The organism is Neobacillus niacini (genome assembly GCF_048572935.1).
Classification (GTDB): domain Bacteria; phylum Bacillota; class Bacilli; order Bacillales; family Cytobacillaceae; genus Neobacillus; species Neobacillus niacini.
The window spans coordinates 5,941,671-5,955,903 of sequence record NZ_CP183883.1 but is presented as its reverse complement, the minus strand read 5'-3'; the positions used below and the strand labels follow the sequence as shown (position 1 = coordinate 5,955,903).

The following is a 14,233-nucleotide window of genomic DNA, read 5'->3' as shown; positions in this document are numbered from 1 at the left end:
AATTACTTGATAGATCCGCTGGTAATACCTTGGATAATGTGTTTTTGCATGGTGAAGAAGAAGATTAATAATGGAATAATTCCAATAACTAATGCTGCAAGTGCTAAATCCCATTGCTTTGTATATTGCCCAAAGAAGAAGAAAGTTGCCAATGGAATCGTTCTTAATTCCGGATTTTGAAGCACTAATGATGGTAATAAGAAGTCATTCCATATCCATAAGCTGTTTAAGATAACGATGGTGACCGTAATGGGTTTTAATAGTGGAAAAACAATTCTCCAGAATACGCCAAACCGTGTACAGCCATCGATAATCGCTGCTTCTTCAAGCTCTAAAGGAATTCCTTTGATAAAACCGTGATATAAGAAGATGGTCATTCCGGACCCAAACCCAAGGTACATGAAGACAAGTCCCCACATGCTGTTTAATAGTCCCAGGGTTCCAGCCGTTTTAATAAGCGGTATCATAATCGATTGGAAAGGAATAATCATCGCTGCGACAAATGTCATGAAAATGATATTGCTTATTTTCTTTTTGGTTCGAACGAGCATATATGCAGCCATTGAACAAAAGATAACTAGTACGATATTACTGCCAATGGTAATGATTAACGAGTTTTTAAATACGGTTAAAAAATTTAATTTTTCGAATGCATTTACATAGTTATCAAACATCAACACTTTTGGCAGGGCTGATGTGTTGGTTAAAATCTCAGCAAATGGTTTCAAGGAGTTTGAAAGCACATAATAGAATGGGACTAGAAAGACAAGACCGAGCAGGATCGCAAGGATTTCAACAATTGATGTTCTCCATGTATACCTGTTGCCCATTAGGATTCAACCTCCTTTTTCTTTGAAATCGTAACTTGCAGGACGGTAATCGCTGCTACGACAATGAAGAAAATTAATGCTTTTGCTTCACCGATACCATATCGGTTATTAACGAATGCTTCTGTATAAATGTTCAGCGCCAGCATTTCTGTAGATTTAAATGGACCGCCGTTTGTCAATGACAGGTTTGCATCAAAGACTTTAAAGGATGAAGCGGTTGTTAAAAATAAACAAATCGTTACGGCTGGTGCAACTAGCGGCATTGTAATATGGCGAAGGACTTGAAAGCGATTCGCCCCGTCAATTCTTGCTGCTTCAATTAATTCCTGTGGTACGTTCTGCAGTGCTGCAATATAGATAATCATAATGTAACCTGCACCCTGCCAAACACTGACAATGACGATTCCCCAAAACGCTGTCTTCGCGTCTCCTAACCATGCCAATTCAAAAAGAGGAATTCCTGTTAACTGACCTATGGAAGTAAATCCTTTTACAAAAATAAACTGCCAGATAAATCCTAGGATTAATCCGCCTATTAAGTTAGGCATGAAGAAAACGGTACGTAAGAAATTTTTAGTTTTCAATTTCTGAGCAACCAATAAGGCTAATCCAAATCCGATTAGGTTTGTTAAGATGATGGCTACAACTGTGTATTTGGTTGTTAGAATGAAGGACTGTTGAAATTGCTTGTCCTCTGTAAATAAGTATTTAAAATTATCGAGTCCCACCCATTTGACGGATCCTGTTACCCCGTTCCAATCGGTAAATGCATAATAAATACCTGTAAAGAAGGGGATTAAAACAATTAGGATAAAAGCTAAAAGAACTGGTCCGACAAATAGGGTAAATAACCCAGCTTCCTTCCATTTCTTCTTATTCAGAAAAGAAACAGACGGAGAAACTTTCGTGCTGTTCTGATTTGTGAGGACTGACCCCTTAACTGTATCCAGCTTACTTTCATTATTCATTCTCTGCACCTCCATAACCTTATTTTAAAGGTTGCAAAAAATTATGAAACGGCTTACATTGACCATTAGGGTGGAAAATATTGAACAGGTAAAAAAGTTGCCCTATTAAAGGACATTCAAAGTTGTGCTACAATGTTCTAAAAAATGACGCAAGGGGGTAAGGTTTGTAACCGCAAAGAAATGAGATGGGGTATTCGAAAAAAGCTAATCATCTTTTTGTTGTTGGCAACGGTTCTGCCATTTGGGACAGCCATCACTGTTACTTATTTTTATACAACGAAATCACTTAATGACCGTGCTGTCTCAACAAACCATGAGTTGATTTCAAAAGGGCAGGAAGAACTGGCGGGTTATTTGAACGATGTTGCCCAAATGTCTTCGGTCTTATATCGGTACACCCCTTTTATTAACGTGATGAGAAATGGGGTGTCATCTGACTTTGTTGTTAATCAAGAGGAAGTCCGCAGGGCACTTGCTTATTTATTTAATACACGACCTGAAATTGAACAAATGCATCTATATATTCATGAAGAACAGGAATCCTACACCATCTATCATTCTAGAATCAGCGGCAGAGCAAAGTATGAGAATGTATTTTCACACCCCTACTATAGACAGTTAACCGCGATTGAAGGTTATTCTCTTATTGAGCCGCCGCATGAGATTTATAGCTATAACAATGTTTCCGTTATTCCTAATTCTCAAAGTGTGAATGTATTAAGCTTCCATAATGTAATTCGGGATGTTCCTTTAGCGGATGTTTTAGGATTTTTATCGATTGATATTAATCTTTCTAAAATTAGAGCCATTGCCGGTCGATTATATACGAAAGACGCTGAGGACCTTTATATTATGGATGATAAAGGAATGATTATATTCTCTTCCAATGAAGAGGAGATTGGAAAGGAAAATAAAGAAAAGTGGTTTGAGCAAGTGAGGAAGGAGCCGGAGGGCGGGAAAAGTCTTGAGTGGAAAGATGAACAGTTTTCGGGCGTTATCGTTCATGAAAAATTTAGCGATTCGTTTAAGGGTTGGTCTATCGTGAAACGAATCCCCTACGATGTCCTTTATCAAGGTGCTAGAGAAACGGCACTAATCAACATTTTGATTGGATTGGCTACACTTATATTTGCGCTGCTTGGGACCATGTTTGTTTCCTTTAAGCTGACGGCACCAATAAAAGTGTTAATTAGCAATATGAAAAAAGTCGAGAAAGGCGAATTTAAGGCTGATTTCGATACACTCGGAACCGATGAAATTGGCATGTTGGGAAGGCATTTTAAACTCATGATTGCAAAAATAGATGAGTTGATTGAGAGTGAATATAAATTGGAGATAGAAAATAAAGCCTCACAGCTCCGAGTATTGCAATCACAAATTAATCCGCATTTCCTTTACAACGCCTTTCAGTCTATTGGTACATTGGCACTAAAGCTAAATGCAGTTCCTGTCTATTCATTGCTGACATCGCTATCTACGATCATGAGATACAGTATGAATATGAAAGATGATATTGTTCCTTTTGCTGCAGAGCTGAACCATGTGAAATCCTACCTATCCTTACAAAAGCAGCGATTTGATGAACAATTTGAATTTGAATTAAATATCCAAGAAGAAGTCAAAGAGATTTATATACCGAAAATGATTTTACAGCCACTGGTAGAGAACTGTTTTAAGCATGGCTTTGATCAGCACGTAGAAGAAGCGAGGATTCAAATTGAGGCGTTCTTTGAGAATGACAATAAAGTCAAAATCAGTGTGAAGGATAATGGAATGGGTCCTAGTGATGAGCAGATTGAAAAAATTCGTCAGGAATTGTTCCAAGGTATCTCAAAAGCAGACAAGCAAAGAGAAGCAATTGGGTTGAAGAATATTTATGATCGCTTGCAGATTTATTATCATAATCAGGTAAACCTAACAGTAAACCGCAATGAAGAAGGTGGTTTTACCGTTACCATCGTGATACCAAATGTAATACCGAAAGAGGTGGAACATTCATGAAGGCGTTAATTGTTGATGATGAAAAACATGTTCGAGACGGAATTAAGATATTAGCTGATTGGGAACAAAATGGAATTCGAGAAATATATGAGGCAGGAAATGGTGAAGAAGCGATCCAGCTTATCCAAACCATCCGTCCTGAGATCATTTTTTCTGATATGAAAATGCCAAAAATGGATGGAACGCAGCTTTTGGAGTGGATTAAAGAAAATCATCCAAACAGTAAAACGATTGTGGTGACAGGTTACGATGACTATCATTATATGAGAAAAGCGATCCATTTTGGCAGTTCAGACTATCTCTTAAAGCCTATCGAACCGGAAATATTAAATCAAACATTGGAAAAAGCGGTAAATGAATGGAACAAAGAAGAAGTTGATAGACAGAGGAAAGAAACTAGCTCACTGCTGATTAATGAAATGACCCCTGTATACAGAGATCGCAAACTCACTCAGCTAGTGAACAGTGACAGCATTCAAAAAGATTTATATGAAGAATTCGGCTGGTTAAAACAGTCCCGGGATTATATAGCCGCACTAGTCCGAGTTAACGGCAAAACAATCGAGGTATTTCAAGGGGATCGAGATTTAGCTTACTTTACCATTTTGAATGTGATTAATGAAATCCTGAAGGAAACCGGGTGTGGGATTGGTTTTCGTTACTTATCCCATAAGGGCCAAATACTTTTAATTTTTTGGGACAGGTTGGAGTTAGTAGAAGAGATATTAGTACGTATTTATAAAACGTTAAAATATACATTGGATATTTCTTGTCCCATTGCTGCTGGGACAGCTGTAACTAACAGTACCAAGTTGAATGATTCTTATCAGCAAGCCAGAAAGATTTTATTGAATAGAAATATCCTGACTGAAAGTGAAAAAAGAGTCTATATGTCTGATAAACAGGCAGTTCCAACAATAAAGAGTTTGATTGTTTATTCTTCAGATATAGAATTGGCTATACAAACGGGAGAAATTAGGGCTTTTGCGGAATTAATGGATCGAATAGAACAGGACATTACCGAAATGGAATATTTATCTGTAAGACAGGTGATAAATTTAGAAAATGAATATATGGTTATTAGCAAAAAGTGGTTTGAGCATTACAATATTTCATTTAAAGCACCAGAAGATATTGAAGCTCGGATTGATTTATTTTTCGATTCAAACGGTACGTTTAGATTAAAAGAGTATAAAAAGAGAAAAAAACGTGAAATTGCCGTTTTTTTAAAAAAGGTAAAGAAAAGCACACTGCAAAAAAATAATAATATCATTAAGGATATTGAAAAATACCTCCAAGAAAATTTTGATCGAGATGTAAAACTGCAAGAGATTTCAGACCATTTCTATATCAGCAGGGAATATATTTCAAGGAAATTTAAACAGGAGTTTAATGAGAACATCTCCGACTATATCGTGCGAATTAGAATGGAAAAGGCAAAATCTTTATTGAAGAATAGTCAGTTAAAGATCTATGAGATTGCGAATATGATTGGCTATCAAGATGATAAGTATTTTCGGAAAGTATTTAAGAAGGTGGAAGGAATTACTCCGAATGAATATCGAGCTGAATATGTGAAACAGTGATAAGCAGAGATAAAAGCACCTTCTCTGCTTATTTTTTTTTGCAATAGGAAAAAGAACGAACTTTTTGTAAATTTATGTATGAATAATTCACCAGGTTTATTTACATGACTTTAACGAAGTCTATATCGTAACTACATATATGCTAAACAATTCTCCCGTAAAATTTTATTTGTAGGAACAGACAAGTAAAAGGGAGATGGAGTAAAATGAAAAAAACATTTGTGATTGGAGCAGGTCTGGCATTTAGTTTATTATTTAGTCCTTTTCAACAGGCCTTTGCAGCAGAAACAACTGGGGATTTACGAAAAGTGGATAATGTTGCTCACCGTGGTGCAACAGGTTATGCACCAGAAAATACGATTGCGGCTTTTGATAAAGGTGTAGAAATGAAAGCTGATTATATTGAAATTGATGTCCAACGCAGCAAGGATGGGGAATTGGTTATCATTCATGATAATACGGTTGACAGAACAACAGATGGTACGGGGTATGTGAAAGACCTGACCTTTGATCAGATTAGAAGTCTTGATGCAGGCAGCTGGAAAGGCGAACAATTTACAGGTGAGAGAATTCCTACATTCGATGAAATTCTTGAACGCTATCATGGGAAAACAGGTATTTTAATAGAATTAAAATCACCTGAGCTTTATCCTGGAATTGAAGCACAGGTTGCACAGAAATTAATCGAGCGAAATCTAGACAAGCCGCAAAATGAAAAAATCATCATTCAATCTTTTAATTTTGAATCTATGAAGCTAACTAACAGCCTCTTACCGAAAGTGCCGATTGGTGTCCTTACATCCAATAGAGCGCACACAACCGAACAAGCTTTGAAAGAATTTGCTACTTATGCGGATTACTTTAACCCAAGCTACGGTATCGTATCAAAAGAATTGGTTGATCAAGTGCACTCGCTTGGAATGAAAATCCAATCTTGGACAGTTCGCAGCCATGAAGCAGCTCAATTTCTATTAGATATGAATGTGGACGGAATTATTACCGATTATCCTGATTATGTAGATCCGAGAAAATAGGACAAACTATCACCAAAAGAGGGAGAGCTTTCAACCCTCTTTTTTCTAGTATTCCTGACGTCTGTAAACCCCTGGAGCAACGCCAAAGCTTTTATGAAATACTCTATGAAAATAAGGATAGCTGCCGAAGCCGCAGTCTTCGGCAATTTGCTCAAGTGTCAAGGATGTGTATTTCATTCGGTCAATTGCAGCGGATAAACGGATTTCAAGGGCATATTCAATCATCGTTTTTCCAACGCTGCTTTTGAAAAGATGTACGGACCGAGAGATGCTAAGACCAGCATGCTTAGCCACATCCTCAACTTTAAAGGCGGTAGTAGCATGTTCTTCTATGTATCGCAACATCCTTGTCACCGTATAGGGAACGTTGAAGGAAGGTACGGTTTCATTAATGGCTCGTTCTAAAGTTAAGCAGAGGGCTCGCAGCAAATAGCTTGTGAGCTCTTCGTTTTGGCTTGTGGCGGGACGACGTTTTTCAATCATGATATGGCGCCATAGAACCAGCAGATTATCATCCAAATTGATTCTGGAGACATCCGGCTTTTCGGAACGGTTCCACCATTCATCTACCCATGTGCCTTCGCAGACTAAATGATAGTCACCGCTTTTTTGGTCCTCATTTACTAGAAGTTCATAGTGATCCCCTGGTTTTATGAGCAGAAGGTCTCCTTTTTCAATCTCCATTTTTTTACCCTTCACGACCACTTCACAAACTCCTTCAGTTTGCAGGCGAAAAAGATAAGAGGGGTAGCCTGATTTATGCTGCGAATGATATCCATTTGTGTGATACGAATAGCCGCAAAATAATATGTTCGTTGTCATAAACATTCCTCTTTTTTTATAAAATAGCAAAATAGTGGATGTTGTCATTATATCATCTATATTTAATTGCTGTAACACTCTGTAAGATGTAATCAAATAAGGAAGGTTTTAAGAAAAGGGGTTAAGGATGAAAAACATTCCAATAGCTGTCCAAATGTACACATTGCGGGAAGAAAGTGCCCAAGATTTTACTGGAACGTTAAAAAAAGTAGCTAAGCTTGGCTTTGATGGTGTTGAATTTGCAGGGTATGGCGGATTAACTGCAAAAGAAGTAAGAGCATTATTGGATGGGTTTGGCCTGAGAGCAGCATCTAGTCACGTGCCGCTAGAGGAAATGGAAAATAATTTGTATCAAGTCATTGAAGATCAGAAGATATTAGGAAGTAGTTATGTGGTCTGCCCGTATTTACATCCAGATCGCCGCAGTTTGCAGGACTATAAAGCACTTACTTTATTTTTAGAACAAGCTGGTGAAACCTGCCGTCGGGAAGGCATCACCCTTTGCTATCATAACCATGATTTTGAATTGCAGCGGTTATCCAATGGCAAAACGATACTCGAAGCCATTTTCGATAAAACGCACTCTATTAATGTAAAGACAGAGCTGGATGTTTATTGGCTGACAAAAGCGGGTGAAAATCCTGTAGAGTGGATGGAACGATACAAAAAACGAACACCCCTTATTCATTTAAAGGACATGACTACAGATGGGGAACAATATTTTGCGGAGCTTGGAACAGGCGGGGTAGATATTGAAGCCGTCCTGCATAAAGGACAGGAGAATGAAGTACAGTGGTGGGTGGTTGAGCAGGATGTTTGTCGTCGTTCACCTTTTGAAAGCATTGAAATCAGCATGAATTATTTAAAGTCAGTGAAATAAATTAAGGTACCCGAGTTCAATATTTTACACCCTATATGTCAATGTAAGCCGTTTCATTAATTGGGTTATCATTTAAAATAATAGATAAAGTAAATGGATATGGGAGTTGGTAATTATGGTTAAAGTAACAGTATGGAATGAAAATCGTCACGAGCAAAAAAATCCAGTTGTAAGAGATATATACCCGAACGGGATTCACGGTACGATTGCAGAATTTTTAAAGGGAAATGGCCATGAGATTAAGACGGCAACTCTTGACGAACCTGAACATGGCTTAACGGAAGAAGTTCTTAACAATACTGATGTATTAGTTTGGTGGGGGCATTTAGCCCATGGTGAAGTAAAGGATGAAATCGTTCAAAAGGTGCAGCAGCGTGTCCTCGACGGCATGGGTCTGATTGTTCTTCATTCCGGTCACTTCTCAAAAATCTTTAAAACATTAATGGGAACAAGCTGTGATTTAAAATGGCGGGAAGCAGACGAAAAGGAACGTCTTTGGGTTGTAAGTCCAAGCCATCCTATTGTAGAAGGCATCTCAGAGTATATTGAATTAGAAAAAGAAGAAATGTATGGGGAGCATTTTGATATCCCGCAGCCAGATGAACTTATTTTCACAAGCTGGTTTGAAGGAGGGGAAGTGTTCCGCAGCGGATGTACTTACAAACGTGGGAATGGTAAGGTATTTTACTTCCGTCCGGGTCATGAAACGTATCCTACTTACCACAACAAAGACATTCAACGTGTCATTAGCAATGCAGTTAAATGGGCGCAGCCGGTAAAGCGTGAACGTCCTATCTATGGAAATGCTAAACCACTTGAAGTAATTGGAGGGAAGTAAATCATGGGGAAATTAAGAGTAGCAGTAATCGGTTGTGGCAGCATTGCCCAGCACCGCCATTTGCCTGAATATAAATCGAATAAGAATGTAGAACTTATTGCTGTTTGTGATATCAATGAGGAACGAGCACATACAGTAGCTGAAAAATATGGTGTTCATGCATATACAAGCTATGAAGAGTTGTTAAACAGTGGTTCGGTTGACGCTGTCAGTGTTTGCACACCAAACTATCTTCATGCACCCATCTCGATTGCAGCGTTAAATGCTGGTATACATGTTCTTTGTGAAAAACCAATGGCTACATCAAAGGATGAAGCTGAAGCAATGATTTCAGCTTCACAAGCAAGCGGCAAGAAGTTAATGATTGGTCATAATCAACGGTTTGTAGCTTCCCACCAAAAAGCCCGCAAGTTGATCCAAAGTGGGGAAATCGGAAAGATTTATAGTTTCCGTACAGCATTCGGCCATGGAGGTCCAGAAGGTTGGAGTGTTGAAGGTAAAGAGGGCTGGTTCTTTCAAAAAGAAAAAGCATTTGTTGGGGCAATGGGGGATTTAGGAGTTCATAAGGCTGACTTACTTCGCTATGTATTAGGAGAAGAAATTACAGAAGTAGGTTCTTTTGTAGAAACAAGTGCAAAAGAATACGCTGATGTTGATGATAATGCGGTCTGTGTTCTAAAAACAGAAAGCGGCATCATTGGAACACTTGCGGCAAGCTGGGCATATGTCAGCAAGGAAGATAACTCAACGATTATTTATGGAGAAAAAGCGATTCTTCGTCTTGAAGATGATCCAACTAATTCATTAGTCGTTCAATACGCGAATGGTGAAGTAGTGAATTATCAACTTGGAAAGATCCAGTCAAATGATGAGGGCGGTCAAAATAATACCCATGTGATCGAAAAGTTTGTTGAATGTATTCTTCATGACGAGGAACCACCGGTATCAGGTGAAGAAGGTATGAAATCATTAGAGGTTATCTTGGCAGCGCTCGAGTCTAATGAAACAAAACAAATCGTAAGAGTGAGAGATCGATGAAAAAACTACGTATTGGAATCATCGGGGTTGGCGGTATTGCACAAGGACGCCATATCCCGGCTTTTCTTCAGTTGAATGATAGTTGTGAAATTACGGCTTTAAGTGATATCAACATCCAACGGGCACAGGAAATTGCTGATATATATAACATCCCTCAAGTGTTTGCGAGTTATCATGAGCTATTTTCAGAGGTTGATGCCGTTTGTATTTGTACACCTAATAAATTCCATGCAGAAATCACGATTGCTGCCTTTGAGGCGGGGGTCCATGTATTGTGTGAGAAGCCGATGGCATTAACTGCGGAGGAATGCGAAGCGATGGTCAGAGCTTCTAAAAAAGCAGATAAAGTCCTGGCCATTGCCTATCATTACCGTTTTATGAAGGAAGCCCAAGCTGCCAAAAAGGCAATGCAAGAAGTAGGTACACCGCTTGTGGTAAGGGTTCAGGCGCTAAGACGCCGTAAAGTTCCCGGATGGGGTGTCTTTACCAACAAAATTCTTCAGGGCGGCGGCAGTTTGATTGATTATGGATGTCATCTCCTAGACTTAGCGCTTTGGCTGATGGGGAATCCGAAACATACCACGGTGACAGGCACCGCTTATAACACATTAAGTAAAATGCCTAACCAAGTGAATCAATGGGGTTCGTTTGATCATGAAACCTTTAATGTTGATGACCATGTGACTGCCTATATTCAATTTGAAAGCGGTGCGTCGATGTTATTTGAAACATCATGGGCTGCTAATATAAAGGATGACGCCGAGCATCTCAGTATTTCCGGAGTAGACGGCGGATTAAGTGTTTTTCCATTTGAGCTTTATACCACAAAGAATGGAATGTTGTTAAATAGCGAAGCTGCTTGGCTTCCAGGCGAGGAAGAACCAGGTCTCTCTCAGGCGAAGAATTTTATTCGTACGTGTCTAGGAATGGAAGAGTTGGTAGTAAAGCCTGAAGAGGCGCTTCAGGTTTCACAGATTATTGATCGAATATATGTGAGTGGGGGAAATCAGTTATGAAACTAGGCGTTTTTACCGTCCTATTTGCGGAAAAATCTTTTGAAGTAATGCTCGATACCGTTAAGGAAGCTGGCCTTCATGCAGTTGAAATCGGAACAGGCTGTTATCCGGGAAACAGTCATTGTGACTTAGACGGTTTATTAGAGAGTGAAGAAGCCCGCAATCAATTCATTCAAAAAGTAGAGGAACGAAATTTAATCATCAGTGCTTTTAGCTGCCATGGAAATCCAATTTCGCCTGAAGAATCATTTGCCAAGAATTCTCATGAAACACTCTTGAAAACCATTAAACTTGCATCACTTTTGGGTGTACGGGTTGTTAACTGTTTTTCTGGTACTGCAGGCGACCATGAAGGTGCCAAATATCCGAATTGGCCGGTTACGCCATGGCCGAATGAATATGGCGATGTCCTGAAATGGCAATGGGAAGAAAAATTAATCCCATATTGGAAAGAAGTGGGACAGTATGCGAAGGAGCACAATGTAAAAATTGGACTTGAGCTACATGGGGGCTTTTTAGTCCATACACCTTACACACTGTTAAAACTTCGCGAGCAAACTTGTGATGCGATTGGAGCAAACTTGGACCCAAGCCACTTATGGTGGCAGGGGATTGACCCAGTGGCAGCAATTAAAATTCTAGCAAAAGAAAATGCGATTCACCACTTCCATGCGAAAGACACATACATTGACCAAGAAAATGTGAATATGTATGGATTAACGGATATGCAGCCTTACGGAGAAGTAAGAACGCGGGCATGGACATTCCGATCTGTTGGGTGCGGACATAGTTTAAAAGATTGGTCTGACATGATGAGTGCACTTCGTACGTATGGATATGATTATGTTGTCAGTATTGAACATGAGGACCCAATTATGTCGATAGAAGAAGGGTTTACACGTGCTGTATCCAATCTGAAATCTATCTTGATTGAAGAGCCTGTTTCACAGATGTGGTGGGTGTAAAACAAGGAATTGAGGTGCTAGAATGAATACAAAGTGGTGGAAAGAAAGTGTCGCCTATCAGGTATACCCCCGGAGTTTCATGGATAGCAATGGAGATGGGATTGGGGATTTAAAGGGAGTTACCTCCAAATTGGACTACCTAAAGGATTTAGGAATCGACGTCATTTGGCTGTCTCCCATGTACAAATCTCCTAATGATGATAATGGCTACGATATTTCCGATTATCAGGACATTATGGATGAATTCGGGACAATGGCTGATTTTGATGAACTGCTTGAAGGAGTTCATAGCCGCGGAATGAAGTTGATTCTTGATTTAGTCATCAATCACACAAGTGATGAACATCCATGGTTTATTGAGTCCCGCTCGTCAAAGAACAATCCAAAACGGGATTGGTACATTTGGAGTGAGGGCAAGGATGGGAAGGAACCAAATAATTGGGAATCCATTTTCAGTGGTCCTGCATGGAAATATGATGAAGATACTGATGAATATTTCATGCATATTTTTTCTGAAAGACAGCCTGATTTAAATTGGGAAAACCCCGATGTTCGGAATGCCTTATACGATATGGTGAACTGGTGGCTGGACAAAGGAATCGATGGTTTTCGGGTGGATGCGATTTCACATATCAGAAAAGAACCAGGTTTTCCTGATATGCCAAATCCGGAAAATTTAGATTTTGTGCCTTGTTTTCCTTACATGATGAATGTGGACGGCATTGATGAATGGTTAACGGAGTTTTCTCAGAAAACGATAAAAAACTATGACATTATGACGGTAGGAGAAGCAAATGGTGTAGGTCTTGATGACGCCGATAAATGGGTCGGCGAAGAAAACGGTTATTTTAACATGATTTTTCAATTTGAGTTTTTAGGCCTTTGGGATAAAAATGCAGAAGGAAAAGTCGACATTACTGCCTTGAAAAAGAATTTAACCAAATGGCAAAAAGGATTAGAAGGCAAGGGCTGGAATGCGTTATTTATCGAAAATCATGATCAGCCTCGCCGGGTTTCAAGCTGGGGAAATGACAAAAAGTATTGGAAACAAAGTGCTAAGATGCTAGGCGCGATGTATTTCCTTATGAAAGGGACTCCGTTTATCTATCAAGGTCAAGAGATAGGAATGACCAACGTCCAATTTCCTTCAATCGAAGATTACGATGATGTTGGTATGGTTAATTTCTATAAGGTAGAAACAGCAAAGGGCCGTCCTCATCAAGAGATTATGGAGATAATCTGGAAACAGTGCCGTGATAACGCACGAACTCCAATGCAATGGGATATCGGAAACATGGGCGGATTTACAACTGCGGACCAAACATGGCTGGGTGTGAATCCAAATTACCGTGAGATTAATGTTGAAGCACAGTTGAATGACCCGGATTCTATACTTTCCTTCTATAAAAAGCTGGTCAAATTACGCAAAGAACATCCTTTGTTTGTGTATGGTACGTATGATTTGTTATTAGCGAACCATCCTAAATTATTTGTCTATACCCGTAAATTAGTTGGGAAAAAGGCGATCGTTATCAATAATTTTAGTGATGAATCAACGAGGTTCCACGTTCCAACGAGTGTATCTTATTCGAAGTCAGAACTTGTCCTTCATAATTATGAATCGGCTGATAAAAAGCTGCGGAAAGAGTTCACTCTTAAACCATATGAAACAAGAGTATATTTATTGAAATAAAAATGAGGGGCTTTGGCCCCTCGAATTATTGAGATAAAGGATTTTTCTATTTTTACATACGATATTTCTTTTATTATTGTACTTACATTGCAGACAACTACCCGTTTCTCCAGAAGGAATAGTCCTTAATGAAGGGTCTTGAGGACAAAACACTCGCTCCGCCTGAAGGATATGTCCTCAATGGAGGGTCTTGGGGACAAAACACCCGCTTCAGAAGAAGGATTAGTCCTCAATAGAGGGTCTTGAGGACAAATCGATCGTTCCGCCAGAAGGATATGTCCTCAATAGAGGGTCTTGAGGACAAAACACTCGCACGACAAGAAGGATTAGTCCTCAATAGAGGGTCTTGGGGACAAAACACTCGCACCACAAGAAGGATATGTCCTCAATAGAGGGCCTTGGAGACAAAACACTCGCACGACAAGAAGGATTAGTCCTCAATAGAGGGTCTTGAGGACAAAACACTCGCACCAAAAGAAGGATATGTCCTCAATAGAGGGCCTTGAGGATAAAACACTCGCTCCACCAGAAGGAAATGTCCCCAATGGGGGGGGGGCAACTG

12 protein-coding genes are annotated in these 14,233 nt (G+C 39.4%); 9 read left to right on the top strand and 3 right to left on the bottom strand.

From position 1 onward, the window contains the following. Positions 1–2: 2 nt before the first annotated feature. Positions 3–830, bottom strand: coding sequence for a carbohydrate ABC transporter permease (locus ACN6MT_RS29215; RefSeq protein ID WP_419954276.1), 828 nt, complete (start codon positions 828–830; stop codon positions 3–5). After that, on the bottom strand, positions 830–1,798 hold the full coding sequence (locus ACN6MT_RS29210) for a carbohydrate ABC transporter permease (protein WP_419954275.1): 969 nt from the start codon (positions 1,796–1,798) through the stop codon (positions 830–832). Before ACN6MT_RS29210 ends, ACN6MT_RS29215 begins: the two co-directional genes overlap by 1 nt. A gap of 144 nt (positions 1,799–1,942) precedes the next feature. Here ACN6MT_RS29210 and ACN6MT_RS29205 point away from each other — a divergent pair, with 144 nt between their 5' ends. From ACN6MT_RS29205 to ACN6MT_RS29195, 3 genes are all read left to right on the top strand, one after another. Continuing rightward, positions 1,943–3,799: a sensor histidine kinase gene (locus ACN6MT_RS29205; RefSeq protein WP_419954274.1), complete on the top strand. Its 1,857-nt coding sequence runs from the start codon at positions 1,943–1,945 to the stop codon at positions 3,797–3,799. After that, positions 3,796–5,385, top strand: coding sequence for a response regulator transcription factor (locus tag ACN6MT_RS29200; protein ID WP_419954273.1), 1,590 nt, complete (start codon positions 3,796–3,798; stop codon positions 5,383–5,385). Before ACN6MT_RS29205 ends, ACN6MT_RS29200 begins: the two co-directional genes overlap by 4 nt. Before the next feature lie 206 nt (positions 5,386–5,591). Then, positions 5,592–6,419, top strand: a complete 828-nt coding sequence (locus ACN6MT_RS29195) for a glycerophosphodiester phosphodiesterase (protein WP_419954272.1) — start codon at positions 5,592–5,594, stop codon at positions 6,417–6,419. Positions 6,420–6,464: 45 nt separating this feature from the next. On the opposite strand, the gene ACN6MT_RS29190 is transcribed toward ACN6MT_RS29195, so the two are convergent. After that, positions 6,465–7,241: an AraC family transcriptional regulator gene (locus tag ACN6MT_RS29190; RefSeq protein ID WP_063255518.1), complete on the bottom strand. Its 777-nt coding sequence runs from the start codon at positions 7,239–7,241 to the stop codon at positions 6,465–6,467. 127 nt (positions 7,242–7,368) lie between these two features. Between ACN6MT_RS29190 and ACN6MT_RS29185 the strand changes: the two genes are divergently transcribed. The 6 genes from ACN6MT_RS29185 (at position 7,369) to ACN6MT_RS29160 (ending at position 13,671) form a co-directional block, all read left to right on the top strand. Continuing rightward, on the top strand, positions 7,369–8,121 hold the full coding sequence (locus tag ACN6MT_RS29185; protein ID WP_419954271.1) for a sugar phosphate isomerase/epimerase family protein: 753 nt from the start codon (positions 7,369–7,371) through the stop codon (positions 8,119–8,121). 115 nt (positions 8,122–8,236) lie between these two features. After that, positions 8,237–8,959 (top strand): ThuA domain-containing protein, encoded by a 723-nt coding sequence (locus ACN6MT_RS29180; RefSeq protein WP_419954270.1) that lies wholly within the window; start codon positions 8,237–8,239, stop codon positions 8,957–8,959. Between the two features lie 3 nt (positions 8,960–8,962). After that, complete coding sequence (locus ACN6MT_RS29175) at positions 8,963–9,997, top strand: Gfo/Idh/MocA family protein (RefSeq protein ID WP_419954269.1); 1,035 nt, start codon at positions 8,963–8,965, stop codon at positions 9,995–9,997. Next, positions 9,994–11,013, top strand: coding sequence for a Gfo/Idh/MocA family protein (locus tag ACN6MT_RS29170; RefSeq protein ID WP_419954268.1), 1,020 nt, complete (start codon positions 9,994–9,996; stop codon positions 11,011–11,013). Before ACN6MT_RS29175 ends, ACN6MT_RS29170 begins: the two co-directional genes overlap by 4 nt. After that, positions 11,010–11,978: a sugar phosphate isomerase/epimerase family protein gene (locus ACN6MT_RS29165; RefSeq protein WP_419954267.1), complete on the top strand. Its 969-nt coding sequence runs from the start codon at positions 11,010–11,012 to the stop codon at positions 11,976–11,978. The genes ACN6MT_RS29170 and ACN6MT_RS29165 overlap by 4 nt, the downstream gene beginning before the upstream one ends. Before the next feature lie 22 nt (positions 11,979–12,000). Next, a complete protein-coding gene (locus ACN6MT_RS29160; RefSeq protein ID WP_419954266.1) occupies positions 12,001–13,671 on the top strand; it encodes a glycoside hydrolase family 13 protein in 1,671 nt (556 codons plus the stop codon). Positions 13,672–14,233 lie beyond the last annotated feature (562 nt).

Bases quoted from the DNA above. Each gene is read 5' to 3' on its own strand.
- ACN6MT_RS29215 (WP_419954276.1), bottom strand. From the start codon at position 830: ATGGGCAACAGGTATACATGGAGAACATCAATTGTTGAAATCCTTGCG.
- ACN6MT_RS29210 (WP_419954275.1), bottom strand. From the start codon at position 1,798: ATGAATAATGAAAGTAAGCTGGATACAGTTAAGGGGTCAGTCCTCACA.
- ACN6MT_RS29205 (WP_419954274.1), top strand. From the start codon at position 1,943: ATGACGCAAGGGGGTAAGGTTTGTAACCGCAAAGAAATGAGATGGGGT.
- ACN6MT_RS29200 (WP_419954273.1), top strand. From the start codon at position 3,796: ATGAAGGCGTTAATTGTTGATGATGAAAAACATGTTCGAGACGGAATT.
- ACN6MT_RS29195 (WP_419954272.1), top strand. From the start codon at position 5,592: ATGAAAAAAACATTTGTGATTGGAGCAGGTCTGGCATTTAGTTTATTA.
- ACN6MT_RS29190 (WP_063255518.1), bottom strand. From the start codon at position 7,241: ATGACAACGAACATATTATTTTGCGGCTATTCGTATCACACAAATGGA.
- ACN6MT_RS29185 (WP_419954271.1), top strand. From the start codon at position 7,369: ATGAAAAACATTCCAATAGCTGTCCAAATGTACACATTGCGGGAAGAA.
- ACN6MT_RS29180 (WP_419954270.1), top strand. From the start codon at position 8,237: ATGGTTAAAGTAACAGTATGGAATGAAAATCGTCACGAGCAAAAAAAT.
- ACN6MT_RS29175 (WP_419954269.1), top strand. From the start codon at position 8,963: ATGGGGAAATTAAGAGTAGCAGTAATCGGTTGTGGCAGCATTGCCCAG.
- ACN6MT_RS29170 (WP_419954268.1), top strand. From the start codon at position 9,994: ATGAAAAAACTACGTATTGGAATCATCGGGGTTGGCGGTATTGCACAA.
- ACN6MT_RS29165 (WP_419954267.1), top strand. From the start codon at position 11,010: ATGAAACTAGGCGTTTTTACCGTCCTATTTGCGGAAAAATCTTTTGAA.
- ACN6MT_RS29160 (WP_419954266.1), top strand. From the start codon at position 12,001: ATGAATACAAAGTGGTGGAAAGAAAGTGTCGCCTATCAGGTATACCCC.